Source organism: Nisaea acidiphila (assembly GCF_024662015.1).
Classification (GTDB): domain Bacteria; phylum Pseudomonadota; class Alphaproteobacteria; order Thalassobaculales; family Thalassobaculaceae; genus Nisaea; species Nisaea acidiphila.
Window position 1 is genome coordinate 1,315,354 of sequence record NZ_CP102480.1, and the last position, 25,732, is coordinate 1,341,085.

28 protein-coding genes are annotated in these 25,732 nt (G+C 62.9%); 15 read left to right on the forward strand and 13 right to left on the reverse strand.

Annotated features, from left to right (window positions below; all coding sequences use genetic code 11):
- Positions 1-6: 6 nt before the first annotated feature.
- Positions 7-510, reverse strand: coding sequence for a type III secretion system chaperone family protein (locus NUH88_RS06090; protein ID WP_193186720.1), 504 nt, complete (start codon positions 508-510; stop codon positions 7-9).
- Between the two features lie 229 nt (positions 511-739).
- Positions 740-1,087 (reverse strand): accessory factor UbiK family protein, encoded by a 348-nt coding sequence (locus NUH88_RS06095; protein ID WP_257770648.1) that lies wholly within the window; start codon positions 1,085-1,087, stop codon positions 740-742.
- Between the two features lie 160 nt (positions 1,088-1,247).
- Between NUH88_RS06095 and rfaD the strand changes: the two genes are divergently transcribed.
- The 10 genes from rfaD to ychF all read left to right on the forward strand — a co-directional run bounded on the left by rfaD (position 1,248) and on the right by ychF (position 10,864).
- A complete protein-coding gene (rfaD, locus tag NUH88_RS06100; protein ID WP_257770650.1) occupies positions 1,248-2,240 on the forward strand; it encodes an ADP-glyceromanno-heptose 6-epimerase in 993 nt (330 codons plus the stop codon).
- A gap of 18 nt (positions 2,241-2,258) precedes the next feature.
- A complete protein-coding gene (gene lgt, locus NUH88_RS06105; RefSeq protein WP_257770652.1) occupies positions 2,259-3,074 on the forward strand; it encodes a prolipoprotein diacylglyceryl transferase in 816 nt (271 codons plus the stop codon).
- Positions 3,071-4,183, forward strand: a complete 1,113-nt coding sequence (locus NUH88_RS06110; RefSeq protein ID WP_257770654.1) for a class I SAM-dependent methyltransferase — start codon at positions 3,071-3,073, stop codon at positions 4,181-4,183. The genes lgt and NUH88_RS06110 overlap by 4 nt, the downstream gene beginning before the upstream one ends.
- 15 nt (positions 4,184-4,198) lie before the next feature.
- A complete protein-coding gene (pgeF, locus tag NUH88_RS06115) occupies positions 4,199-4,963 on the forward strand; it encodes a peptidoglycan editing factor PgeF (protein ID WP_257770655.1) in 765 nt (254 codons plus the stop codon).
- A 4-nt stretch (positions 4,964-4,967) separates the two neighbouring features.
- On the forward strand, positions 4,968-6,125 hold the full coding sequence (locus tag NUH88_RS06120) for a M24 family metallopeptidase (RefSeq protein WP_257770657.1): 1,158 nt from the start codon (positions 4,968-4,970) through the stop codon (positions 6,123-6,125).
- 107 nt (positions 6,126-6,232) lie between these two features.
- Positions 6,233-7,162, forward strand: coding sequence for a hypothetical protein (locus NUH88_RS06125; RefSeq protein ID WP_257770659.1), 930 nt, complete (start codon positions 6,233-6,235; stop codon positions 7,160-7,162).
- A 142-nt stretch (positions 7,163-7,304) separates the two neighbouring features.
- On the forward strand, positions 7,305-8,240 hold the full coding sequence (locus NUH88_RS06130) for a ribose-phosphate pyrophosphokinase (protein WP_308220097.1): 936 nt from the start codon (positions 7,305-7,307) through the stop codon (positions 8,238-8,240).
- 154 nt (positions 8,241-8,394) lie between these two features.
- Positions 8,395-9,048: a 50S ribosomal protein L25/general stress protein Ctc gene (locus NUH88_RS06135; RefSeq protein WP_257770663.1), complete on the forward strand. Its 654-nt coding sequence runs from the start codon at positions 8,395-8,397 to the stop codon at positions 9,046-9,048.
- A gap of 56 nt (positions 9,049-9,104) precedes the next feature.
- Positions 9,105-9,758 carry an aminoacyl-tRNA hydrolase gene (gene pth / locus NUH88_RS06140; RefSeq protein ID WP_257770665.1) on the forward strand — a complete coding sequence of 218 codons (654 nt, stop codon included), beginning with the start codon at positions 9,105-9,107 and terminating at the stop codon, positions 9,756-9,758.
- A gap of 2 nt (positions 9,759-9,760) precedes the next feature.
- Entirely contained in the window at positions 9,761-10,864 is a 1,104-nt protein-coding gene (gene ychF / locus NUH88_RS06145) for a redox-regulated ATPase YchF (RefSeq protein ID WP_257770667.1), read from the forward strand.
- 14 nt (positions 10,865-10,878) lie between these two features.
- Here ychF and NUH88_RS06150 read toward each other — a convergent pair whose 3' ends face one another.
- Both NUH88_RS06150 and NUH88_RS06155 read right to left on the reverse strand, forming a co-directional pair.
- Entirely contained in the window at positions 10,879-11,751 is an 873-nt protein-coding gene (locus tag NUH88_RS06150) for a bile acid:sodium symporter family protein (RefSeq protein ID WP_257770669.1), read from the reverse strand.
- 115 nt (positions 11,752-11,866) lie between these two features.
- Positions 11,867-12,352, reverse strand: a complete 486-nt coding sequence (locus tag NUH88_RS06155) for a P-loop nucleotide/nucleoside kinase family protein (RefSeq protein ID WP_257770670.1) — start codon at positions 12,350-12,352, stop codon at positions 11,867-11,869.
- A gap of 267 nt (positions 12,353-12,619) precedes the next feature.
- On the opposite strand from NUH88_RS06155, the gene NUH88_RS06160 reads away from it, so the two are divergent.
- Positions 12,620-13,288 carry a dienelactone hydrolase family protein gene (locus tag NUH88_RS06160; RefSeq protein WP_257770671.1) on the forward strand — a complete coding sequence of 223 codons (669 nt, stop codon included), beginning with the start codon at positions 12,620-12,622 and terminating at the stop codon, positions 13,286-13,288.
- A 15-nt stretch (positions 13,289-13,303) separates the two neighbouring features.
- On the opposite strand, the gene NUH88_RS06165 is transcribed toward NUH88_RS06160, so the two are convergent.
- Complete coding sequence (locus NUH88_RS06165) at positions 13,304-14,941, reverse strand: long-chain-fatty-acid--CoA ligase (RefSeq protein ID WP_257770672.1); 1,638 nt, start codon at positions 14,939-14,941, stop codon at positions 13,304-13,306.
- A 159-nt stretch (positions 14,942-15,100) separates the two neighbouring features.
- On the opposite strand from NUH88_RS06165, the gene NUH88_RS06170 reads away from it, so the two are divergent.
- Together NUH88_RS06170 and NUH88_RS06175 are read left to right on the forward strand one after the other, a co-directional pair.
- A complete protein-coding gene (locus tag NUH88_RS06170; RefSeq protein ID WP_257770673.1) occupies positions 15,101-15,922 on the forward strand; it encodes an SDR family NAD(P)-dependent oxidoreductase in 822 nt (273 codons plus the stop codon).
- Complete coding sequence (locus NUH88_RS06175) at positions 15,919-16,860, forward strand: glycosyltransferase family 92 protein (protein WP_257770674.1); 942 nt, start codon at positions 15,919-15,921, stop codon at positions 16,858-16,860. Before NUH88_RS06170 ends, NUH88_RS06175 begins: the two co-directional genes overlap by 4 nt.
- Here the strand turns inward: NUH88_RS06175 and NUH88_RS06180 are convergent.
- From NUH88_RS06180 to NUH88_RS06210, 7 genes are all read right to left on the reverse strand, one after another.
- Positions 16,857-17,855: an MDR family oxidoreductase gene (locus NUH88_RS06180; RefSeq protein WP_257770675.1), complete on the reverse strand. Its 999-nt coding sequence runs from the start codon at positions 17,853-17,855 to the stop codon at positions 16,857-16,859. The two genes, NUH88_RS06175 and NUH88_RS06180, sit on opposite strands and share 4 nt — an antisense overlap.
- Positions 17,852-18,391, reverse strand: coding sequence for a GNAT family N-acetyltransferase (locus NUH88_RS06185; protein ID WP_257770676.1), 540 nt, complete (start codon positions 18,389-18,391; stop codon positions 17,852-17,854). Before NUH88_RS06185 ends, NUH88_RS06180 begins: the two co-directional genes overlap by 4 nt.
- Before the next feature lie 10 nt (positions 18,392-18,401).
- Entirely contained in the window at positions 18,402-19,568 is a 1,167-nt protein-coding gene (locus NUH88_RS06190; protein ID WP_257770677.1) for an acetyl-CoA acetyltransferase, read from the reverse strand.
- Between the two features lie 133 nt (positions 19,569-19,701).
- Positions 19,702-20,226 (reverse strand): hypothetical protein, encoded by a 525-nt coding sequence (locus tag NUH88_RS06195; RefSeq protein ID WP_257770679.1) that lies wholly within the window; start codon positions 20,224-20,226, stop codon positions 19,702-19,704.
- Between the two features lie 23 nt (positions 20,227-20,249).
- Positions 20,250-20,903 (reverse strand): hypothetical protein, encoded by a 654-nt coding sequence (locus NUH88_RS06200; protein ID WP_257770680.1) that lies wholly within the window; start codon positions 20,901-20,903, stop codon positions 20,250-20,252.
- A 64-nt stretch (positions 20,904-20,967) separates the two neighbouring features.
- Positions 20,968-21,459, reverse strand: a complete 492-nt coding sequence (locus tag NUH88_RS06205; RefSeq protein ID WP_257770682.1) for a GNAT family N-acetyltransferase — start codon at positions 21,457-21,459, stop codon at positions 20,968-20,970.
- The gene (locus NUH88_RS06210; protein WP_257770683.1) at positions 21,456-22,784 is read right to left on the reverse strand and encodes a dihydroorotase; all 1,329 of its coding nucleotides are present in this window, start codon (positions 22,782-22,784) and stop codon (positions 21,456-21,458) included. The genes NUH88_RS06205 and NUH88_RS06210 overlap by 4 nt, the downstream gene beginning before the upstream one ends.
- Before the next feature lie 192 nt (positions 22,785-22,976).
- Between NUH88_RS06210 and NUH88_RS06215 the strand changes: the two genes are divergently transcribed.
- Together NUH88_RS06215 and NUH88_RS06220 are read left to right on the forward strand one after the other, a co-directional pair.
- Positions 22,977-24,107, forward strand: a complete 1,131-nt coding sequence (locus tag NUH88_RS06215; RefSeq protein WP_257770684.1) for a DUF898 family protein — start codon at positions 22,977-22,979, stop codon at positions 24,105-24,107.
- Positions 24,108-24,110: 3 nt separating this feature from the next.
- The gene (locus NUH88_RS06220) at positions 24,111-25,172 is read left to right on the forward strand and encodes a M48 family metallopeptidase (RefSeq protein WP_257770685.1); all 1,062 of its coding nucleotides are present in this window, start codon (positions 24,111-24,113) and stop codon (positions 25,170-25,172) included.
- Here the strand turns inward: NUH88_RS06220 and NUH88_RS06225 are convergent.
- Complete coding sequence (locus tag NUH88_RS06225) at positions 25,169-25,720, reverse strand: tetratricopeptide repeat protein (RefSeq protein ID WP_257770687.1); 552 nt, start codon at positions 25,718-25,720, stop codon at positions 25,169-25,171. The genes NUH88_RS06220 and NUH88_RS06225 overlap by 4 nt on opposite strands.
- Positions 25,721-25,732: the final 12 nt, after the last annotated feature.

Sequence of the window (25,732 nt, forward strand, 5' to 3'; positions counted from 1 at the left end):
TTGGAGTTATGCTTCTCCGACAACATCCAGCAAGGAGGCCTGCATCGCCTCTTCCGCCGATTTGCCACCCCAGATCACGAACTGGAACGCGGGGAAGAAGCGTTCGCATTCGGTCAGGGCGACGTCCACCAGATCCTCAAGCTGCTCGACGCTCGCCGAATGGGCGCCGCGCAGCAGGCTGGTCTGACGGAACATCGGCGTCCCGTCCTCGGTCGAGAGGTCGAAATGGCCGAGCCAGAGTTTTTCGTTGATCATCGCGAGCAGGGAATGGACCTCGCGCCGCTTCTCAACCGGAACCCGGCTTTCGAAGATGCACGAGAAGTGAAGGGCGCCCATATCCTCCTGCCAGAGGAAAAAAAGCCGGTAATCGGCCCAGCGGCCCTGGATTTCGACTGCGAGTTCGTCACTGCTTGCACGTTCGTGAGCCCAGTCGTTGGCTCCAACAATTTCCTCCATCAGGTCTAACGGGTTTCGGGGAACTTCAACCGTTTCGACGTAAGTCAGAGACATACTATCAAACCCCCTCTGAGAGGTGCGCTGTCCGGCGCTCCGGGACGATCGTAGACAGGGAAGCTTGGTCTAGCGAACCGCCCCTGACAGCACGACTAGATCTAGCGTGATGCCAATCGCCAAGCACCACGAGAAGTAGACTCTCATTTGAGAGTCACGCGATCAACCTATATTTCGTGGGTCGCCACGGAAAACTTGGTATATTTAGTTTTCTTTACAAAACAGGAGTTTATTTGTCTTTCGTCCCATTTTGGGTTGCCGGCTTGGCAGAAGCCGCTGTTTTGGCCTGTTTCGGCGCCCGCCGGGCGGGTTTGGCCTTGCCTTCCTTCAGCCCGGCCAGTTCCTTCTCCAGCGCAGAAATCCGCTTTTCCAGCGATTCCTGCGCCGCCCGCGCCGCGGCAGCCTGCTCCCGCACCGCGGCGAATTCCTCGTAGGTAACGAGGTCATGCTCGCCGAGGAATCGCTCGAACTGCTGGCGAATCATCTGCTCAAATTCTTCGCGGACCCCAGCCGCCGCCGACATCGCCCCGTTCGCCATCTTGGCGAGGTCGTCGAAAAACCTGTTGCTCGTCTGCATCGGAGGCTCCTTCCGTCCGGCTTCAGCGGCTTCCGGCCCCAGACCTACTACTTTCGAGCTTGCGAAAGCAATCCGCATCGGGCCAGAACACCCATATGGTGTCATGCGCCATGGCAAGGAAGGCATCGGTCCAATTGCCGCGGCGAGGAAGGAAGCGGACATGATAGTTGTCACCGGCGGCGCCGGCTTCATCGGATCGAACCTGGTGGCCGCGCTGAGCGAGCGCGAAGATACCGCCCGCGACATCGTCGTCTGCGACACGCTCGGCAGCGGCGAGAAATGGCGCAACATTGCCAAACGCGAACTTGCCGACCTGATTCCGCCGGAAGATCTTTTCGCCTTTCTCGACGCGCACAAGGGCCTGGTCCGGACCGTGTTCCATCTCGGCGCCAGCTCCTCGACGACGGAGCGCGATGCCGATTTCATCGTGAAGCAGAATTTCCGCACCTCGGTCGATCTCTGGAAATGGTGCGCCGAGAATGACGCGAGCCTGATCTATGCCTCCTCGGCCGCGACCTATGGCGACGGCGCCGAAGGTTTCGACGACGATGCCAGCATCGACGGCCTCTCCGGCCTGCAGCCGCTCAACCCCTATGGATGGAGCAAGCATCTGTTCGACCGCCGCGTCGCCCGGCTGATCGCGGAAGGCCGCAAGGCGCCAAGACAATGGGCCGGCCTCAAGTTTTTCAACGTTTATGGACCGAACGAGGCGCATAAGGGCGGCCAGCAGAGCGTGGTGGCACAGATCTACCCGCGCGCGGCGGCCGACCTGCCGGCGATCCTCTTCCGCTCGCACCATCCGGATTACGAGGATGGCGGCCAGCTCCGCGATTTCGTCTGGGTCGGCGACTGCGTCGACGTCATGCTCTGGCTGCACGATTCGCCGAACGTTTCCGGCCTTTTCAACCTCGGCACGGGCCAGGCGCGCTCCTTCGCCGATTTGGCCCGCGCGGTCTATGTCGCACTCGGCAAGGATCCGCGGATCGACTTCGTGGACACGCCCGTCGAGATCCGCGACCGCTACCAGTATTTCACCCAGGCCAATATGGACAAGCTGCGCACGGCGGGTTACCCGGGCCAGTTCACCTCGCTCGAGGAAGGCGTCCGGCGCTATGTTCAGGGTTTCCTCGATACCGAAGACCCCTATCGCTAAACGCCGGAGCGCGACGTCATGGAACAGACGGTCCTGCAGTTCCCGAATATCGATCCGGTGATCTTCTCCATCGGACCGTTCGCGGTCCGATGGTACGCGCTCTCCTACATCGCGGGTCTGATCCTCGGCTGGCGCTATTGCGTCTTTCTCTGCCGCCGTTCCCCGCGCTTCATGGAGCCGAAGGCGCTTGACGACCTGCTGGTCTACGCCACCTTCGGCGTCGTGCTCGGCGGCCGGGTTGGCTATGTGCTGTTCTATAACCCGGCTTACTATTTCGATAATCCGGCGCAGATCTTTCAGGTCTGGCAAGGCGGTATGGCGTTCCATGGCGGCATGCTCGGCACCGTCCTCGGGCTTGTGATCTTCGCCCTTCGGCGTGGCATCAATCCGCTCGCCGTCGGAGACATGGTCGCCGCCGCGGCGCCGATCGGCCTCTTCTTCGGCCGCATCGCGAACTTTATCAATGGCGAGCTGTTCGGACGGGTGACCGACGCGCCCTGGGCCATGGTGTTCCCAAACGGCGGGCCACTGCCGCGCCATCCGAGCCAACTCTACGAAGCCGCGCTTGAAGGTCTCTTGCTGTTCTCGATCCTCGCCTGGCTGATCTGGCGTACGGATATACGGCGCTATCCCGGTGCAGTGGGCGGGCTCTTCCTCGCCGGCTACGGCTGCGCGCGCTTCACGGTCGAGTTCTTCCGCGAACCGGACGCCCAGCTCGGCTATCTCTTCGCCGGTGCGACCATGGGTCAGCTGCTCTCGTTGCCAATGATTCTTGCCGGTCTCGCTATCGCGCTTTGGGCTCGCCGTCGCCCGGCCATTTCCGAGGGCGCATGACCGCCAATCCGCTTTCGGAACACCTGAGAAAGCTAATCGCCCGCAACGGCCCGCTGACCGTTGCGCGGTATATGGAAGAGGCCCTGCTGCATCCGGAGCACGGTTACTATACAGGCCGCGAGCCGTTCGGACGGCAGGGCGATTTCATCACCGCACCGGAAGTCAGTCAGGTCTTCGGAGAACTGACCGGGCTCTGGTGTGCCGCGGCCTGGCAGCAGATGGGATCGCCGGGGAAGATCGCGCTCGTCGAGTTCGGCCCCGGACGCGGTACGCTGATGGCGGATGCGCTCAGAGCCACGCGCATCGTGCCTGGTTTCGCCGATGCGCTCGATATCCATCTGGTCGAGGCCAGCCCGCGGCTGCGCGAACTCCAGCGGGAGACCCTGGCGGGCGTGGAGGTCACCTGGCACGAGACGCCAGACACCCTCCCCGCCCGTTCCGCTCTGATGATCGGCAACGAGTTCTTCGACGCACTGCCGATCCGCCAACTCGTGTTCCGGGCGGACGGATGGAAGGAACGCTGCATCGGCTGGGACGACAAGGAATCCCGCTTCGTCTGGACGGAGCAGCCGGCGGAGCCGGGACTTGCCGCACTGGTCCCGGCATCCGCAGGGCACCCACATCCCGGCGCCGTCTTCGAGATTTCCATCGCCGCCCGCGACCATATGAGCACAATCGCCGCGCATCTCGCGGCGCAAGGCGGCACGGGGCTCTTCATCGATTACGGACACGGGCGCAGCGCCTACGGCGATACCTTCCAGGCGGTGCGGGCGCACCGGCCGGTCGACGTGCTCGACGCGCCCGGCAGCGCTGATCTCACGGCACATGTCGATTTCGACGCTCTCCAGATCCGCGCCCATGCCGCCGGCTGCACCTGTTTCGGCACGATCACGCAGGGCAACTTCCTGACCGCGCTCGGTCTTGAAGCGCGCACGGAGCAGCTGCTGCGGAACGCGACGGACAGTCAGGCTGCGGCACTCCGCAGCGGCGCGCGGCGCTTGATCGAACCCGCCGAAATGGGCACGCTGTTTAAGGTTATTGCGGTCGCCGCGCCGGACATCGACGAATTGCCGGGATTCGGGCCGCCGAGAGACCTGGCACGGACGTAAAGGAGCCTTTCGAGGGTGATCCAGCTAGACGAGTTGAATTCAGGCAAGATCCGTCATGCCTTCTACTCCCGACGCGGCGGTGTCAGCCAGGGGATTTACCGTTCGCTCAATTGCGGGTTCGGCTCCGGAGACCAGCGCAAATCGGTCGCCGCGAACCGGGCGCGAACCATGGCGGCGCTCGATTGCGACCCGGACATGCTCTTCACCTGCAACCAGGTGCATTCCGCCGATGTCCATGTCATCGACAGTGACGAACGCCCGGACGAACCGCCGCGGGCCGACGGGATGGTAACGGCGCGAAAGAACGTCGCACTCGGCGTCCTGACCGCGGATTGCGCGCCTGTCCTGTTCGCCGATCCGGGCGACATGATCATCGGCGCCTGCCATGCCGGCTGGCGCGGCGCGCTGAACGGCGTGATCGAGGCGACGGTCGAGGCGATGATCGAACTCGGGGCTCGGGCGGACAATATTCAGGCTGCCGTCGGTCCCTGCATCGGCCGGGACTCCTACGAGGTCGGGCCGGAATTCCCGCACCCCTTCCTTGAGCAGGACCGCAACAACGCCGCCTTCTTCTCGTCCGGCACCCGCGAGGGACATTACCAGTTCGATCTCTCGAACTATTGTGTCTCGCGCCTCTCCAGGCTCGGACTGGGGGAAGTGTACCGGCTCGATTGCGATACCTGCCGGGACGAACCGAATTTCTTCAGCTACCGGCGATCCCGCCTCCGCGACGAGCGGGATTACGGGCGGCAGCTCTCGACCATCGTCATTTCGGAGTAGCGACGTGCTGCATTTCACCGAGGAAGAGCTCGCGGGGCGCCGCGCGCAGGCCATCGCCCTTATGGAAGAACGGGGGCTCGACGGCCTTCTGATGTTCCGCCAGGAGAGCATGTTCTATCTGACGGGCTATGACACGTTCGGCTTCTGCTTCTTCCAGTGCCTCTATCTCGGCGCCGACGGAAGGCTGGCTCTGATCACTCGGGCGCCCGATCTCCGCCAGGCCCGGAACACGAGCATGATCGGCGATATCCGGATCTGGGTCGATCGCGACGGCGCCACGCCGGCGACCGAGCTGAAAGCGATGTTGAGCGAGTTCGGCTGCGCCGGAAAGACCCTCGGGATCGAGTACGAAGCCTACGGCCTGACCGCACGCAACGGAATGGCGGTGAATGCCGAGCTCGACGGCTTCTGCACGCTGAAGGACGAATCCGAACTGATCTCGGAGCTCCGGGTCGTGAAGTCTCCGGCCGAACTTGCCTATGTACGCCGCGCCGCCGAACTCGCGGACGACGCGCTGGCGGCAGCCCATGCGCTGACCGGACCGGGCGTCTTCGAGGGCGACATCCTGGCTGCCATGCAGGGCGCGGTCTTCAAGGGCGGCGGCGATTATCCCGGCAACGAATTCATCATCGGCTCGGGATCGGACGCCCTGCTCTGCCGCTATTTCACCGGACGCCGAACGCTGGCTGAACAGGACCAACTGACCCTGGAGTTCGCCGGGGCCTACCGGCACTACCATGCCTGCATGATGCGGACGATACCGGTAGGGCCGGTAGGGCCGGTACGGGACGCCCAGATCGACATGCACTCAGCCTGCGTCGAGGCGCTGGAGGCCTGCCGCGAGGCGCTCCGGCCGGGGAACATCGTCGGCTCGGTCTTCGATGCCCATGCCGGCGTGATGGACCGGCGCGGCTACCGGCATGCGCGGATGAATGCCTGCGGCTACTCGCTCGGCGCCGTCTTCGCGCCGATCTGGATGGACTTTCCGATGTTCTACCACGGCAACCCGGTCGAAATCCGGCCCGGCATGGTGTTCTTCGCCCATATGATCCTGATGGACAGCGAGGCGGATCTGGCGATGAATGTCGGTGAGACCTTCATCGTCACGGAGGACGGCAACGAACGCCTTTCCAGGATGCCGACCGATCTGGTCTGCCGTTGACGAAATCCGCGGGAGCGCTCGGGCGATGCCTCATCTCCACATACTCTTCGCCGCCACTCTGCTCGGCTTGCTTGTAAGCTGCGTTCTGGTCGTTTAATCCGCCGCCCATGATTGACAGCAAAATCTTCCGGCCCGGCCGTACCAAGTCCATCGCGGCTCTCGCGCTGATGATTCTGGCGCTCTCCGGATGCGGCGACATTCCCCGCCCATTCGGCCAAGAAGCCTACGACAAGCATCACAACGACTTCCTCTTTGTGCAGGAGGCGGCCGGCATTCACGTTGAACCGGTCGACGGTCCGGTCGAATGGGTCGGCAAGGCGATGGCCTCGGCCATGTCAGAGGCGCTGGTCGAGCACAGCGTTGTGGCCAGCGACCGCGCGCGGAACCGCAGCAGCTACGTCCTGAAGAGTTCGGGCTATCAACAGATGCGCGATAGCGGACCGCCGGAACTCATCATGAAGTGGGTGCTGAACGATCCCTCGGGCGAGGTAATCGGCGAGAAGTCCTTCACTTCGGTGCCCCCGCTCGCCTTCTGGGAGACCCCGGAGCCGGCGCATTTCAAAGACATCGCCGACCAGACCGCACCGGAGGTCGCCGCCTGGCTGATCCCGGCGCTCGGCCCGCAACTCCTGGGCGACCTGCCGCCTGTCTATCTCGACCTGATCGACGGACCCGGCGGGCCCGGCAACGGGATACTGCGCCAGACCATGTTGCGCCAGCTTCAGTCGCGCGGCGTGGAGATCGTCGAGAGCAGCGCCATTCCGGAAGGCGCTCTCACGCTCGACGGCCGGATCGACATCAAGCCGCTCGACGGCAAAACGGATCGTGTCGCCATTTCCTGGCGGCTCGCCGATGCCAGCGAACGGGAAATCGGTACTATCGATCAGAGCAACGCCGTTCCCGCAGGGACAATGGACGAGTCCTGGCTCGGCGCCGCGCCGTTGATCGTGGACGGCGCGCTTGAGGGGCTCATGCCATTGCTCAAAGCCTATAAGCGCCAACGAATAGGCGGGAATGCTGTCACAAAGCGGCAATAACCCTTGCGCCATTTCGACCCGCGCTGATATGGTCCGCGCGCTTTCAGAGATGCCGATTTCCTGAGCATCCGGCTCAGCTCGATAGGGACTTCGCCGCACTTTCCCAACTCGCGACCACAGGGCACGAATGTCAGACGTTCGTATGAAGATACTGGCCTGCAACAGCAACAGGCCACTGGCGGAAGCGATCGCCGCCTACCTGAACATGCCGTTGACGAAAGCCGACATCCGGCGCTTCTCCGACATGGAAGTGTTCGTCGAAATTCAGGAGAACGTGCGCGGGGAGGACGTCTTCGTCATCCAGCCGACCTCCTATCCGGCGAACGACAACCTGATGGAACTTCTGGTGACGCTCGATGCGCTGAAACGCGCATCGGCCCGGCGCATCACGGCGGTCATCCCCTATTACGGCTACGCCCGCCAGGATCGGAAGTCCGGCTCCCGGACGCCTATCTCCGCCAAGCTGGTGGCCAACCTGATCACCACGGCCGGCGCCGACCGGGTGCTGACCATCGATCTTCATGCCGGTCAGATCCAGGGCTTCTTCGACATTCCGACCGACAACCTCTTCGCCGCCCCGGTGTTTCACAAGGACATCACAGAGCGCTACGGCGACGAGCAGATCACCATCGTCTCGCCTGACGTGGGCGGCGTGGTCCGGGCCCGCGCCCTCGCAAAGCCGCTCAATGCCGACCTCGCCATCATCGACAAGCGCCGCGAGCGCGCCGGCGTCTCCGAGGTCATGAACATCATCGGCGACGTGAAGGACAAGCGCTGCATCCTGGTCGACGACATCGTCGATAGCGGCGGCACGCTCTGCAACGCGGCTGAGGCGCTGATGGAATCCGGCGCGGTCTCGGTCGACGCCTATATCACCCACGGCGTGCTGTCCGGCGGCGCTGTCGCGCGCGTCACCTCCTCGCCGCTGCAATCGCTGGTCACCACCGACAGCATCGCGAGCACTGAGGCGGTCCGCGTGGCCCGAAATATCCGCCAATTGTCGGTCGCGCCGCTGCTCGGTGAGTCGATCCGGCGCGTGGCCGAGGAGCGCTCGGTTTCCAGCCTCTTCAACTTCTGACCGGTCCTGCATGGGACGCGGGTTTGCCCGCGTCCTAAAAGGCTGGCTTTTTCCACCGAAAGCCACTAAAACGCCCCGCTCATCCGTTCCGCTTGACGGGTCGGCACCCCTGGAGGTCGGCCGTGGGCGGAACTTTGTCTATTGGAGATACACAATGTCTGACGTGATCGAACTGAGCGCCCAGACGCGTGACCGGGTCGGTAAGGGGTCCGCCCGTGCCGCTCGTCGCGCGGGGCTCATCCCGGCCGTAATCTATGGTGATAAGAAAGACCCGGTTTCCGTGACCCTGGAAGAGCGGACACTGACCAAGCAGCTGCATCAGTCCGGTTTCTTCTCGACCCTGATCGACCTCGAGGTCGACGGCAAGAAGCACCGTGTCCTCGCACGTGATGTCCAGCTGCATCCGGTGACCGACCGTCCGGAGCATGTCGATTTCCTCCGGGTCAGCGCGAGCTCCACGATCACCGTCGCCGTGCCGGTCGAGTTCATCAACGAAGACAAGTGCCCGGGCCTCAAGGCCGGCGGTGTCTTGAACGTCGTGCGTCACGAAGTCGAAGTGAGCTGCCGTCCGGATCAGATGCCGTCCGCTCTGACGCTCAACCTCGAAGGCTGGAACGTGGGCGACAGCATCCACATCAGCGCCTTCGATCTGCCGGAAGGCGTAACGCCGACGATCACCGATCGCGACTTCACCGTCGTCACCATTGCCGCGCCGTCGGCGATGAAGGGAGCTTCCGAAGACACGGATGAGGAAGCCGGCGAAGAGGCCGAAGCCGAGGCTGCCGAAGAAGGCGAGTCCGAGGACTGATCCGCCACGTAACGCCGCGCTGGACACGGCGCGGCGTTTCGGAAAGGGACCGTGCGATGTTTTTGTTCGTTGGCCTTGGCAATCCGGGGCCGAAATACGAGCTGACGCGCCACAATATCGGCTTTCTCGTCGCCGACGAGATCGCCTCGAGCTACGGCTTCGGTCCCTTCCGTTCCCGCTTCCAAGCCCTTACCGCCGACGGCTCCGTCGGCGGTGAGAAGGTCCTTCTGATGAAGCCGACCACCTATATGAACGAGTCCGGCCGCGCGGTCGGCGAGGCGGTCCGCTTCTTCAAGATTCCCCTAGAGAACGTCATCGTCTTCTACGACGAGATCGACCTCGCACCGGGCAAGATCCGCGTGAAGCGCGGCGGCGGGGCGGGCGGTCACAACGGCATCCGCAGCATCGACGCGCATGTCGGCAAGGATTATTGGCGCGTCCGCCTTGGCGTCGGCCATCCGGGCGACAAGAACCGGGTGAAGGACTATGTCCTGCACGACTTCGCCAAGGCGGAACAGGAGGGCTGGCTTTCCAAGCTGGTCCCCGCGGTCGCCGACGAGGCCGACCTGCTGGTGCGCGGCGAGGATGGCAGCTTCATGAGCCGGGTCAGCCAGGCGGTTTTCCCGCAGCGCCCGAAACCGCCGAAACCGAAAAACCTGCCCAAGGCCGAAACGGCCGGCGGCGCCGAAGACAACAGTCAGGATCGATAGTCATGGGCTTCAAGTGCGGCATCGTGGGCCTGCCGAATGTCGGCAAATCCACCCTCTTCAACGCGCTGACCGAAACCGCGGCGGCGGAAGCGGCGAACTATCCGTTCTGCACCATCGAACCCAATACCGGCCGCGTCGCGGTGCCGGATCCGCGCCTTGACAAGCTAGCCGCCCTCGCCGGCTCCAAAGCGATCCTGCCGACGCAGCTCGAATTCGTCGACATCGCCGGGCTGGTCCGCGGCGCCAGCAAGGGCGAGGGTCTCGGCAACCAGTTCCTCGCCAATATCCGCGAGGTCGACGCCATCGCCCATGTGCTGCGCTGCTTCGCCTCGGACGACATCACTCATGTCGAGGGTTCGGTCGATCCACTGCGCGACGCCGAGACCATCGAGACCGAGTTGATGCTCGCCGACCTCGAAAGCCTGGAGCGCCGGGTCGCGCCGCTGGAGAAGAAGGCGAAGTCGGGCGACAAGGACGCGAAGGTCCATGTCGCGATTATGACCCGCCTGCTGGATGCGCTGCGCGACGGCAAACCGGCCCGGTCCATCGACGACTGGAGCACTGAGGAAAAGAAAATCGTCGCCACCCTGCAGCTGCTGACCACCAAGCCGGTGCTCTATGTCTGCAACGTCGATGAGGAAAGCTCGGCGGACGGCAACGAGTATTCCGCCAAGGTCTTCGAGATGGCCGAGAAGGAGGGTGCCGTCGCGGTGGTGATCTCCGCCGCCATCGAGTCGGAGATCGCCCAGCTCGGCACCGCCGAGGAAAAGGCCGAGTTCCTGGAGACCCTTGGCCTTGAGGAAGCCGGCCTCGCGCGCCTGATCCGCGCCGGCTACAGCCTGCTCGACCTGCTGACCTTCTTCACCGTCGGACCGAAGGAGGCCCGCGCCTGGACCGTCGGACGCGGCGCCAAGGCGCCGAACGCGGCCGGTGTGATCCACACGGATTTCGAAAGGGGCTTCATTCGCGCCGAGACCATCTCCTACGACGACTTCGTCGCCTGCGGCGGCGAACAGGGCGCCAAGGATGCCGGCAAGATGCGGGTCGAGGGCTCGGAATACCTGGTGAAGGACGGCGACGTCTTCCACTTCCGCTTCAACGTCTGACCTCCCGCGAGCCTCTACGCCGCTCCAGGGGCTGGCGCCAGCTTGCCTCGTGCCAGCGCCAGGAAGATCAGCCCGGTTCCGAACATGATCAGACTGTAGGTCGCAGCCGGGATCACATAGGCACCGCCTCCGAAGAGCAGCACGCCCACCGCGATGGCGAGCGTCCCGTTCTGCAGCCCGCATTCGATGCAGATCGAGATGCGCTGCGCCTGCCCGCTCCCGAGTGCCCGGGCGCCGAGGAAGGCAAGCAACATCATGATGACGTTTAGAGTCAGCGTCACCAGACCGGCTTCCGCGAAATAAGCGACGACGTTGTCGCGTTCCTGGAGGATCGCGCCCGCCAGCACCAGAACGAAGAAAGCTGTCGAGAGCTTCGTCGCAAACGGCGCGCACCGTTCGGTTACCGCGGGTGCGAAGCGCCTAATCAGCATGCCGAGCAGCACCGGTATGGTCACGACCAGAAAAATGCCGAGAGCGGTCCTGCCGATAGAGACCTCGCCTGCCAGCGCCTCTCCTACGATCCGCTCGTGAGACATCGCGAGGACCAGCGGAACCGTCACCACGCTCAACAGACTGGCGATGGCGGTCAGCGATACCGAGAGCGCTACATCACCCCGGGCGAGAGAGGTCAGATAGTTCGAAGTCACGCCGCCGGGCGCCACCGCGATCAGCATCACGCCCATCGCGATCTCGGGTGTCAGAGACCACATGGTGACCAGCAAAAACCCGACGGCCGGCAGCAACAGCAACTGGAATGCGATTCCGGCGAGCATGTCCCGCGGCTGTGTCAGAAGACGGCCGAAATCCTCTACCCGAAGGCCGAGCCCCAGGGTCAGCATCATGAAGGCAAGCACCAGAGGCAGGACGATATCCGTGACGATTCCCATTGACCCCTCCGGTTCTTGATCTGAGCGCCGCACTCTCGGTAACGGAAGATCCCGCCTTGTGAGGGGGCTCGCCATTCGGAGCACATTCGTCAATGCCCCAAAATCAGGCGCGAAATCAAGGTCCGCCGTGCACGACGACCGGCACGCCCTCTCCCGGATCCGGCGCCTCGAAATATCCCGAGATAAGGTCGAACTCCGCGTCTGTCGGGGCGAAGGGATGCTCACCCATAGCATTGCGCCCTCGCATTCGAGCCTTACAGGATGCCTCCGGCAGATCGAGGTAATGCAGTAGCGCAGGCACCTCCGCAGCCTCGGCAATGCCGCGCATCCAGCCGCGCAGTTTCCGCGTGTTCGCCGGGAAATCGAGTGCAACCGAGTTGCCCGCCTTCAGAAGCGTGACCAGATGCGACGCAAGTACCGTGCGCAAACGGGCCGAGTAGCGGATGTAGTCGTCGAAACTCTCCATCTCGGGCCCGAAGAGGCCTTTCATCCAGTCGTCCTCCGAGATTAGGAGAGCGCCGGACTGTTCGGCGAGACGTTTGGCGAGCGTGGACTTACCGGCGGCGATCTTGCCGCAGAAAAGATGCAGTGTGGTGGACATGGCGCTGTACCGGAGTGCCGGGCGCGATCGGCCCGGATGCGGATCATTCCGCAAGGGTTAAACAGGAAATGCTAACGACCCGGCCTGAACCTTCAGACCGGGCCGCTAATAACTCGGCGCGCCACGATGGCCGCCGCCCTGTTTACCAGCGCGTACATTCCTCCTGATTACCCGACCCGGATCGCGCCGTCACGCGGAAACCGCTTTGCGCGGTTCCGCTCCGGGCACTAGAGTCCGCGCCGAGCGTTTCCAACAAGGGAGGGACTGATGGGCGAATTCATTCAGCTGACGGCGTCCGACGGGCACAAGTTCGACGCCTATCTCGCGCAGCCGAGCGGCAAGGCCAAGGGCGGGGTCGTGATCGTGCAGGAGATCTTCGGTATCAACGCGCATATCCGCAGCGTCGCCGACGATTACGCCTCCGAGGGCTATCTCGCCGTCGCGCCTGCGCTGTTCGACCGGATCGAGCCGAAGATTGAGCTCGGCTACGAGGCGGAGGATATCGAGAAGGGCCGTGACTACAAGGGTCGCTGTTCGGACGATGCCGCGCTGCTCGATATCGCCGCGGCGCAAGGCACGGCGGCGGCGGCCGGTAAGGTCGGCGTGGTCGGTTATTGCTGGGGCGGCTACCTCGCCTGGCTCTCAACGACGCGGCTCGACGGCTTCGACGCGGGCGCCAGCTATTACGGCGGCGGCATTGGCTCGGTTGCGACCGAGAAGCCGAAATGCCCGGTGATCTTTCATTTTGGCGAGAACGATCACGCGATCCCGATGGAAGACGTCGAGAAGGTCAAGGCCGCGCATCCGGAACTCGCGGTCAATCTCTATCCGGCCGGTCACGGCTTCAACTGCGACCACCGCGGCAGCTACGACGCGACCAGCGCGAAGATCGCCCGTGAGCGCACGCTGGAACTGTTCGGCGACAAGATCGGCTAAGCCCCGGCTTGGCCCTCAGCACCCGGGCAGCACATAGTCCTTGAACTGCTCTCGAAGCTCACGCTTCGAGAGCTTGCCCGTCGCCGTGTGCGGCAGCTCGTCGACGAAGACCACATCGTCCGGCAGCCAGAGTTTCGCGACCTTGTCCGCGAGGAAATCCTTCATCTCCGCCGCCGACATTCGCGCGCCGTCCTTCAGCACGGCGACCAGCAGCGGCCGTTCCGACCATTTCGGGTGCGACACCGCAATAACCGCGCACTCGGCAATGTCCGGATGAGCGAGCGCCGCGCTCTCCAGGTCGATCGAGCTGATCCATTCGCCGCCGGACTTGATCACGTCCTTGGTCCGGTCGACGAGGAAGAGAAACCCTTCCGGATCGATCCTCGCCACGTCTCCGGTCTTCAGCCAGCCTTCTTCGTCGAACGCGCCTTCCGACGCATCCTCATCGTTGAAATAGGCGCTCATGATCGCGGGGCCGCGGACATGCAGCTCCCCGAAGGCAACACCGTCATGGGGCAGGCGCGCACCGGCTGCATCCACGATCTTGAACTCGACCCCGAACATGCGCCGGCCCTGGGCGGTTTTGAGATGCATGCGCTCGGCTTCCGGCAGGGCCCGGTGCCGGGCCTTGAAGACACCGACGGATCCGACAGGACTCATCTCGGTCATGCCCCAGCCATGGATGACATTGACGCCGAAATCGCGTTCAAACTCCTCGATCATTGGCTTCGGCGCAGCCGAGCCGCCGATCAGCACGTTCTCGAAACCCTCCGGCTTTCGTCCCTGCTTGCGCATTTCCGCGAGCAGGCCGAACCAGACCGTCGGCACTCCCCAGCTCGTATTGACCTTTTCCTGGTCCATGAAAGCGAAAAGACCGGGCCCGTCGAGCCGTGCTCCGGGCAGGACGAAGGTCGTCCCGACCAGCGGTGCCGCGAAAGGCAGCCCCCAGGCATTGACGTGGAAGAGCGGGACCACCGGCAACAGGGACCGTTCCGGCCGGAGCCCGATCTTCTCCGCCACCGCGAGCAGCCCCATCGTGTGGATCAGGGTGGAGCGGTGCGAATAGAGCACGCCCTTCGGATTCCCTGTCGTCCCCGACGTGTAACAGAGCCCCGAGGCCTGCCGCTCGTCCAGTTCCGGCCATGCGATCGTGTCCGGCTGCCCGCTCAGCAGCTCCTCGTAGACGAGGACGTCGAGATCGGTCTCCGGTAAATCCTCCCGCGCGCAGAGAACGACATAGCGCAGGTCCTTCGGCAACCGGTCCGCCAGCTTCTCGACCAGCGGCAGGAAGCTCGTTTCCAGGAAAAGGATCCGGTCCGCAGCATGGCCGACGATATAGATGATCTGGTCCTCGAAGAGCCGCGGATTGATGGTGTGGCAGACGGCGCCGATACCGGAGATCGCATAATAGAGCTCGAAATGCCGGTAACCGTTCCAGGCGAGCGTTGCGACCCGGTCCCCATCCTTGATCCCCAGCGCTTGCAGCGCGTGCGCAAGCCGGCTGACCCGGCGGTGCGCATTGGCATAGGTGTAGCGGTGCACATCCCCCTCGACGCGCGCCGATACGACGGATGCGTCCCCGTGTATCTCCGCGGCAAAATCGAGGATGCTCGGAACCGTCAGCGGACGGTCCATCATGTTCCCTGGCAGCATTCGTTTCCTCCGGCGCAGGCCGGGCTCTCCGGCCCGGTCCGATGCGTGTCGGCGCCGAGTCTAGCAAGCGCGGCAGAGACTTGAACAGAGGCCCGCATTGCCGCCCCGGGCGCGAGGCGCCATAGTTCCGGCAAACGGAGCCGGACGGGAGAGGCTGCAATGGAACATGCATCATTCGCTGCGGGAAACGTCGCGCTCGTGACGGGCGCCGCGCTCGGGATCGGCCGCGCCGCGGCACTGAGATTCGCCCGGATGGGCCTCCGGGTCTGCATGGTCGACCTTCCCTCAGCAGATTTCGACGAGAGCTTCGAAGAGGTCAGTTCGGCGGCATCCGACGAGGTCGCTGCGGTTCCCACCGACGTCTCCGACCTTGCCGCGATGGAAGCCCTCAAGGACTCGGTGCGGCGCCATTTTGGGCGGGTCGATATCCTGATGAACAACGCCGCTTCGCGGGCCGGGCGGGGCTTCGACGCCGATCTCGCGGACTGGCGCCGGCTGGTCGAAGTCAATCTCTGGGGCGTAATCCACGGCGTGAAATGCTTCCTGCCGGAGATGGGCGCGGATGGAAATCCGGGCGTGATCGTGAATGTCGGCTCCAAGCAAGGGATCACCAATCCGCCGGGCCACCCGGTTTACAATCTGAGCAAGGCGGCGGTGAAATCCTACACCGAGAGCCTCGCGCACGAGCTCAGGACCAACGGCCCCTCCTCGGTGACGGCGCACCTCCTGGTGCCCGGCTGGACCACCACCGGCAAAAGCGAACACAGGAAAGGCGCCTGGATGCCGGAACAAGTCGTCGATTACATGCTGAAAGGAATCGAAGCTGGCAGCTTCTACATCATCTGCCCGGACGACGAGGTTTCGGAGCAGGAAGATAGACGCCGCATCCTATGGGGCGCCGGGGACATCACCGAGAACCGCCCCGCCCTCTCCCGTTGGCATCCCGACTTCAAGGCCGCATTCGAAACCTTCGTTCCATGAGCCAGCATTATTTTACCATCTGCGCGATCTTCCGGGACGAGGCGCGCCACCTTGCCGAATGGATGACCTTCTACGAATTGCAGGGCGTCGATCACTTCTTTCTTTACGACGACCAGAGCGTCGATGACAGCAAAGCCGCCATCCAACCATGGCGCGACCGGGGCATGGTAACGTATCTGCGTGTTGGAGGTGGGTTGCGAAGGCAGGCCGGCGCCTATCAGCACTGCCTCAAAAACCACAAAACGAAGGCACGCTGGATCGGATTCTTCGATCTCGACGAGTTTGCGTTCTCCCTCGACGGCAAGCCGCTCCGCGACTTTCTTGCCGCCAACGAGAACATCCCGGGCCTGGGTCTCAATTGGGCGATGTACGGATCTTCAGGCTTCGAGACACAGCCGACGAGCCTTGTAACGACGTCCTACCAGCTCCGGGCGCCGATCAAGTACAAGATCAGCGACCCGGAGCTGCTGATCCCGGGTAAGCCCAGAACGGAGCTTTCGAGCTATCTCCATCCCGGCGCGCACATAAAGAGCATAGTCAATACGGCCGAGGTCGAAGCCTATGTTTCGCCGCACAGTTTCTCCTACCGGAACGGAGCTCATGCCGTTGATGCCACGAGTCGTCCGATCCGGGACACACCGTTCAACGCCTTCACGGAGGAGCCGCTCGCCGGCCCGATGCGGGTCAATCACTACTGGTCGCGTTCGCTTGGAGAGTTTTCGGCCAAGCTGGAGACCCCTAGGGCCGATTCCGACACACTGCGCTACAAGGAGATGGCCCGCTTCAAGGAGGTCCACATGAGCATGGAGTACGATCCGGCGATCCTGCCGGCCGCACATGCAGTGGCCGAGCGCCTCGGCCGTCCGTACGCCCCCGGAACGGAGGAAGACTGGATGGAGCGCCTGCAGTCCGAGAATGATCGGCGGAGCCGCGCCTAGGAGCCCGACACCTCGATCACGGTACGCCCGCGAACGCCACCCTCGAGGATCTTTTTGCCGAGATTGGGCAGGTCCTCAAGCGTGTGCCGCTCGATCATGTGATGCAGCTTCTGCATCGGCAAGTCGGTGGCGATCCGCTTCCATATCGCGAGCCGGCGCTCCTTCGGGCAAATGACCGAATCGATGCCGAGGATGCTCACGCCGCGCAGCAAAAAGGGCAGGACCGTGGTGTTCAGCTCGTTGCCGCCGGCAAGTCCGACAGCCGCAACCGCGCTGCCGTATTTCATTTGCGTCAGTACATTCGAAAGAGTGGTCCCGGCCACATTGTCGATGCACCCGGCAAACCGTTCGCCCGCGAGCGGCCTCGACGGCGCCTGGGCAAGTTCGGCACGGTCGATCACCTGCGAGACGCCGAGATCCATCAGGTAATCCGCCTGTTCCGGCCGGCCGGTGGAGCCGGCGACCGAATAGCCGAGATTGGCAAGGATCGCCGTCGCCACGCTGCCGACGCCGCCGGCGGCGCCGGTCACCAGGACGTCGCCCCGATCCTTTTCGAGACCATGCCGCTCCAGGGTATCGACGGACAGCATCGCGGTGAAACCGGCCGTGCCGATGGCCATCGCGTCATCCAGACCGATCCCCTCCGGAAGTTTCACCAGCCAGTCGCCCTTGACGCGCGCCAATTCGCCATAGCCGCCCCAATGGACCTCGCCGACCCGCCAGCCGGTCAGCACGACCTTGTCGCCCGGCTGGTAGTCAGGATGCTCGGAACTCTCGACAATGCCGGAGAAGTCGACGCCCGGGATATGCGGATAGTCGCGCACCAGCCGGCCGATCCCGTTCATTACCATGCCGTCCTTGTAGTTCAGCGTGGTATAGGCAACCCGCACCGTGACATCGCCCTCGGGCAGGTCCGCGACCGGAACCTGCTCAATTGCGGCCGAAACCTTCTTGTCCGCCTCGCGCAGCAGGACCGCCTTGAAAGTCTCGCTCATTCCCATCCCCTCTTCTGAAATGGCCGTCGCATGGCGACCCGTTTGCCGATCGGAAATCCCGTCGCTTCCCTGAGCCAAGCATCCCGAAGCGCGGCCCCCATCTCCTCCTCCGGCACAATGCCGAAACCGAGGCGCTGATAATAGGGGGCATTCCAAGGCACATCGATAAAGGTTGTCAGACTGATCTGAACGATCCCGCGACCGGCGAAAAAGCGCTCGACCGCGTTCAGGATCGCGGCGCCCCGCCGCATCCCCGCGAAGTCCGGATGCACGTCCAGTTCACGCAGATGCAGGCTGTCCCCAAGCAGCATCAGATGCCCGGCCCCCACAGGCCGGTCCTGTCCGTCTACCGAGACCCAGAGATGCCACCGGTCCTGCGACGCGGAGAGCTCCGCGGCATCGTCGACCGGATCCTCGGCCGCCCAGACATAGGGCGTTTCAAGAAAGCGGCGGCCCGCAGCCCGCTGGACTTCCCGGACATTCTCGATCTCGTCCGGGCGCGCCAGCCGGCAGGGGCCGCCTTGCATTGCATTCATGGAAAGCCGGTTAACGCAGCGGTTCGAGGATGGAGACGTAGTTCGCCACCGCGGCCCCGCCCATATTGAAGATACCGCCGACCTTGGCGTCCTTGACCTGCATGTCGCCGGCATCGCCGCGCAGCTGCATGGAGGTCATGACATGCATGGAGACGCCGGTGGCACCGATCGGATGGCCTTTCGCCTTAAGCCCGCCGGACGGGTTCACCGGCAGCTTGCCGTCCTTGTAGGTCCAGCCTTCCTTGACCGCGCGTGCGCCCTCGCCCGGCGCGGTCAGGCCCATGGCCTCGTATTCCAGCAGCTCGGCGATGGTGAAACAGTCATGGGTCTCGACGAAGCTGAGATCGTCGAGCGTCAGGTTCGCGGCGCCGAGCGCCTGCTTCCAGGCCTGGCCGCAGCCCTCGAACCTGATGATGTCGCGCTTCGACATCGGCAGGAAGTCGTTGACCTGCGCCGCCGCGCGGAAGGCGATCGCCTTGTCCCGGCCGAGCGCGGTCTCGACGTCGGTCAGGACCAGAGCCGCCGCGCCGTCGGAGACGAGCGAACAGTCGGTGCGCTTCAGCGGGCCGGCGACGAACGGGTTCTTTTCCGACTCGTTGCGGCAGAACTCGTAGCCGAGATCCTTGCGCATCTGGGCATAGGGATTGTGCACGCCGTTCGCGTGATTCTTGGAGGCGATCAGGGCGAGCGCGTCGGACTGGTCGCCGTGGCGCTGGTAGTAAGCCTGGGCGATCTGGCCGAAAACCCCGGCGAAACCGCCCTCGATGCCGGCCTCTTCCTTCAGATAGCTCGCCTTCAGCAGCGTCTCGCCGATCTGCTTGCCCGGCAGCTTGGTCATCTGCTCGACGCCGACGCAGAGCACGACGCGCGCCTGCTTCGCGGCGATCAGATTCAGGCCCTGATGCACGGCGGCACTGCCGGTCGCGCAGGCATTCTCGACCCGGGTCGCAGGCTTGAAACGGAAATCGTCGGAACTCTGGAAGACAAGACTCGCGGTGAAGTCCTGCGGCGAAAACCCGCCGTTGAAATGGCCGAGATAGACGGCATCCACGTCCTTCGGCTCGAACCCCGCATCGGCGACGGCCTCGGCCGCGACCTTGACGATCATGCTCTCGACATCTTCGTCCTCATGTTTGCCGAACGGCATATGGGACCAGCCGACGATACATCCGGTCATGTGACTTTCTCCCTGAGTTTCTGCGCCGCAGATACGGCTTTCGATCTCCCTAGCAGAAATCAGGGGGCGAGTCCCAAACTACAATGCTGCGGTGCGACATGTGTTCCGTGCCGGAGCGGAACAAAATGCGGCGTCACCCCAGCTCGATGATAGAAATGCCGATCTTGGTGTTCAGCGCATGGATATTGTCCCGCAGGGTCGAGAGCGGCGTGTTGTAGGTCGCGGCGCTGCCGGGCTGGATCGTCGCCTCGGTATTGAACGGACCCGCCTTGGATTGCTGATCGTTGAGCGCGATCTGCTTCGCGATTACAGGCAGGATTTCACCGACGCTCTTGTCGATTTCGGCCGCCTGGCTCTTCAGCCTGTCCGTCAGAGTCGTCTTCGCATTGCCTTCGGCCAACGCCGCGGCGGTCGCCAGCTCCTCCCAGGTGGTTCCCAAAAGGAGAAGCGCGTTCAGCATTTCCTTCAGGGTCGGGCTCTGTCCTTTCAGAATGGCGCCCGGAACCAGCTTTCCGACCTCTGTCTTGATTTCGGCCCATTCCGCCGTAAAGGGCGGGGGCGTTCCTGAACTCGGCTTCGGCGGCGTGTTGTAGGTGAAGCCTGTGACCGCCACCGAGCCGGTGAAGTTCTGATCGACAAATTGCTGCACGTTCGCCATGTCTCGTCTCCGTCTTCGGATTGTCAGAACGGCAGATAGGCGATGACCACCGCCCGGTCGTCCTCTTCGACTGCCGCGCCCCAGGGACGACGCGGAGCATTGGTCACATGCGGCGCCGCAAGCGTGTTCGCGTCGACATGAACCGCAGCGGCGACGGCCTGCCGGATCCCCGCCGCGACGTCCATCTGATAGTCCGTGTACTGGATGCCGTGTGCCGTCTTCTCCGCCGTCAGCCAGTGTGCATTGACGAACTGCTCGAAGTCGTCGTTCCACTCGCCGATCATGTAGGCGAAGCGCGTGCCCTGCGGGTATGTGTTCATGAAGGTATCCGCCGAGTTGAAATCGAGCGGGTTGTCTGTGCTCCCGCCCTTATCGACAGTGACATTTTGATTGACCGGAACGATATGGCTCAGGAACCAGGCGACGCCCGCCACCTGCCGTTCCAGACTCTTGGTGTCGTCGTGCGCGAGATTCATCTCACTCTCCCAATAGTCCCAGAACGCGTCCTGCACAGAGTTTATGGTCACCGGATTCTGCGGAAAGACCTGGTTGAAGAAGAACCCTACCAGTCCCCCGAAGTTCGAATCGTTGAGGACGCCGCAGAGCGAACAGAATGCGCAGTTGAGCTGGGCCACCGCCGTGTTGGTGGTGTTGTTGACAGGATTTGTGACAGGCATGCTCTTGCCGCTCCCGATCAATGCCATTTGAAAGGGAGACGTTCCTGCGCCGTTCCTGTGAACTTCACTCCGAACCGGCGGTGAGATCCTTCATGAGAAAACTGGTCTCCAGATCGCACCCGAGATGGATGTCGAATTCGGGTCCCTTGGAAACGAGTCCGTATCCGAGATGGCGGTAGAGCGACAGCGCTCTCGCATTGTCGCTGAGTACCGATATCGTCACGTTGTCATATCCCCGGTCGGCGATCCGTTTCTCCAGATCCCGGACGAGCGCGGTCCCGATACCGGCGCCTTCATGCCCGGGCGCCACCCAGATATCGGAGATATGATTGTCGCCGCGTTCCGTCGCGCCGAGCCCGGCGACGACACCTGCGCGCTCGGCGATCAGGATCTGCTCCGGTATCTCGCGAACGAAAGACGCGAAACTCTCCTCGGTCACCCGGCCGCGCGCCTCAGCGGGCACGATCGGCGAAATGCCTTTCAGCCAGGCGGCATATCCCGCCTGACCCGCGGCCGCCGCATCCCCGGCGCTTGCGGGCCGGACCCGCAGGCTCACAGGGTCTCGACGAAACGCACCGGCTTCCCAGAGGGTCCGCCGACCAGTTCGTCCTCACGCATGACGAACTTGCCGCGCACCAGAGTCGCCATCACCCAGCCGGTCACCTGTTTGCCGTCATAGGGCGTCCAGCCGCATTTGCTGGCGATCCAGTCATTGGTGATGGTGCGCTTCGCCTTCAGATCGACCAGCGCGAAATCGGCGTCGTACCCCGATGCGATCCGCCCCTTGCAGGCGATGTTGTAGACCCGCTGCGGGCCCGCCGAGGTCAGTTCGACGAGACGGCGAAGCGAGAGCCGCCCCTCGTGCACATGATTCAGCATGTTGACCAAAAGTGTCTGCACCCCGGTCATGCCGCTCGGGGTCTGGGGATAAGGCTTCGCCTTCTCTTCCAGCGTGTGCGGCGCATGGTCGGAGCCGATCACGTCGACCACGCCCTGCTCAATGGCGCGCCAGAGCGCCGCGCGGTGCCGTTCCTCGCGCACCGGCGGGTTCATCTGGGCGCGGCTACCGAGCTCCTCGTAGCAGTCCGGCGCGACCAGCGTCAGGTGGTTCGGCGTCACCTCCACGGTTGCGACATCCTTGTTCCGGGCGAGGATGTCCATCTCCTCCGCCGTCGTGACGTGCAGGATATGGACGGGGCGCCCGGCCTCGCGGGAAAGCTTCAGGATCCGGTTGGTCGCGCGGACCGCGGTCTCCTCGTCGCGCCAGATATTATGAACCCGGGGATGGCCTTCCGCTTCGGCGATATGCTTGCGCTCTTCCAGCCGGTACTCGTCCTCGGCATGGACCGCGAAGCGGCGGCGCCCGTCGGCGAGGATCTTCGCCAGCGTCTCGTCGTCCTTCGCCAGGAGCGTGCCGGTCGAGGAGCCCATGAAGACCTTGATGCCGGGACAACCCGGCAGGTTCTCGTATTCGTGCAGCTTGCCGACATTCTCCGCCGAACCGCCGACGAAAAAGGCGAAATCGACCCAGCCACCCTTCTCCGCGCGGGCAATCTTGTCCGCATGCGTCTCCGGCGTCAGGGTCAGCGGATTGGTGTTCGGCATCTCGAAGATCGCCGTCACCCCGCCCATCGCCGCCGCCATGGTGCCGTGCGCGATGTCTTCCTTGTGCTCGGCGCCAGGCTCGCGGAAATGCACCTGGGTATCGATGACGCCGGGCAGGACGTGCAGGCCGGTCGCATCGAACACTTCCGGCGCGGAATCCGCATCGTAACTGCCGAGCCCGGCAATCTTGCCGTCCTTCACCGCAACGTCCATCACCTCGATCGCGCCGGGCGTGGCGACGGTGCCGTTCTTCAGGATCAGATCGTAAGAGGTCATGGGGCGGGCCTTTCGGACGATTCACGGATGGGAGCGCTAGCGATACCCTCCAACCGGGCCTCCACACAAGCACCGGTCTCCATGCCTTCGGCGACTTATGTGTGCCGCGTCACTTTCGAAGATGCGAATAACGTCGGAGACTGCACCTGGGGATATGAGACCTGACCGGACCTAGCCTGGGGAACAGACAGCATGACATTCGAGACGAGCGGCTCGGGAAGCATGGGCGCGACCGCAAGCAGCGAGCCGAAGACTCACACTCTGGATTTCGATACCAGTGACAAGGGAAGCCTGATCGGCCTTCACCTCGTAAATGTGATCTTCATGGCTCTGACACTATTGATCTACCGCTTCTGGGCCATCACGCGAGTGAGACGGGCACTCTGGCCACGGATGCGGCTCGACAGTCTGCCGCTCGAATACACCGGCACAGGGCTGGAGATCTTTCTCGGCTTTCTGAAGGTTTTCGTCCTGATCCTGTTGCCATACGGCATTTTCTCGAACTGGGCGAATTCCAACATCGTCAATCCTGAACTCGGTTTCAGTCTCGGATTCGCGTTCTTGTCATCTCTGAGCCTGCTCGGACTAGCCTTTCTCTATGCAGCCGGACGCTATCTCGCGTACCGCTACCGCATCAATCGCACGCAATGGCGCAGCCTTCGGGGGTCTGTTGACGGAGCGGCCTATATGTATGGCCTGATGTCGATAGGTTGTTACTTTCTGGTCTTCGTCTCATTCGGTGTGCTGAAACCCTGGATGGACGTCAAACTGCTCCAGTACAGATGGGATCATACGAAATTCGGTGGCCAGCAATTCTGGTTTGCCGGAACAACGGAAGGCCTCTGGCGACCGTACCTGCTCTTTCTGCTCATGAACCTTGTCGTGCTTGCCGCATTTATCAACATCGACGGCTCAAGGATAACCATTGGCTTCAATTTTGACTTCAGCACCGAGGACAGCACATCATCGGTCCATTGGCAGAGCGTCGGGATTGTAATGATCGGAGCGACCTGCTCTGCTCTCGCTTACCTGAATTATCAGATCCAGTTTTGGAAAAGAGCTGCCAGCAGAGTCACGTTCGGTGCGGCTCGGTTCAGCTTTGCGCCGAAGCTTCACCAGGTTCTGGGCCTCTATGTCGGCAACTGGTTCATTGTGTGCTTCACGTTCTGGATCCTGCTTCCCTTCATCTGGCTCCGGAAAGGCACTTTCCTTGCGCAGCATCTGGAAATCGTGGGCGATCTGAATCTGGACAAGCTCGTACAATCGGACCTCGACACGAATACGACAGGCGAAGGCCTTCTTGGCGACTTCGACATTGCTTGATCCATGACTTCACATTTCTTCGACGGTAGTTCGGCCAGACACTACGAAATCACTCCTGAAATCTGGCCGGGCGGAATCTCCTTTGCGACCGAGCGCGGCACCCTTGCCTGGCGTTACGAGGATTTGATTCGGCTCTGGGAATACCGGCCGACAAGCCATCTTGCCTTCACCCATCGCCAGCATCAGGACTCGCGCCTTATCATCGAGGAACCGGAGCAGGTCGCGGCGGTCGGGAAACATGCGCCGGACCTGATCGACCGCAAGAAAGAGGGTATGCGTTCCCTTCGCATTCCAGCCTTGCTCGCCATCGGCGTCCTCGTGGTCATTGCGGCGATCTATTTCCTGATCCCGCCGGTCACTGACACGATTGCGCGGATGGTGCCTTGGTCGGTCGAAAAGGCCCAGGAGCCGAGTCTCGCCAGTATCGAAAGCTTCCTCGGCAAACGCTGCAATGCGGGTCGTCCGAATGAGATTTTGACGGCCCTGACGGATCGCCTGGTTGCTGCTTCCGGGTTCTCGCATGCGATCCGGGTAGATGTGTTGAACAACAAGATGGACAACGCATTCGCACTGCCCGGTGGGAGAATCGTCGTCATGCGCGGAATGATCATTCGCGCGCAGGATCCTGGCGAGTTAGCAGCAGTGTTGGCGCACGAGATCGGGCATGTGGCAAACCGGGATCTCACAGAACGCTGGATACGCGATCATGCGATCGGTATCGCCTCGTCGCTCCTCCTGGGCTCGGATGCGGCTGGATCTTTCGGCGATACATTGTTACAGGCCGGGCTCGGATTTTCGTTCTCCCGTGCGGATGAGGCGGCGGCAGATGCATACTCCATAAGGCTGTTGAACCGCATGGACCTGAGCACCGGCGGGGGCGCCGCTTTCTTCGAGCGACTTGCGGGAAAGGGAGGGCTTGAGAACGCACTCCCGAGTTATTTCAATACCCATCCTGACAGCCGGGAACGCGCCAGGTTCCTGCGAGAAAACGGGACAGGAACGAAACAGGCGCTCACACCCGACGAATGGCTCATCCTGAAGCGAATCTGCGATGAAACCGATTAGAGCGGTTTTCCGGCCTTCTCTTCCTTGAGCTCGTCGAGCCGGTCCTTGATATGCGGCATGTGAGGATTGATCTCGAGAGCGGCGGTGAAGGCCTTGATGGCGCCGTCGGCGCTTTCCAGCTGCTGATAGATAAGCCCAAGCCCTGAGAGCGCACCGAAATGGCGCGGCTCCAGTGCCAGCGTCCGCTCGATATCGCGCACCGAACCAGCGAAATCCCCGGTGAAATAAAGCAGGGTCGCGCGTTTGTTCCAGGCTTCCGCGAAGTCCGGCGCGACCTCGATGACCGTGCTGAAGATCCGAATGGCATGTTCGAGCTGCCCCGCATTCATCAGCAGGAGCCCCTCGTTGAAGCGCATCTCGGCTTCGACATCGGCATCGAGCTCCAGCCAGATGCCCCAGATCTCGCGCTCGATATAACGCGCGTCCGTAACCGAGGTGACTGTCTTCAGCTCCTCGAACAGGGTATCCAGGCGCGGATCCTTCTGGTCCGCCGCGGCCGGCGCGGCGCAAAAAAGCAGGGTGAGTGCGGCAAAGAGCAGATTGCGCATATCCTCAAGGTA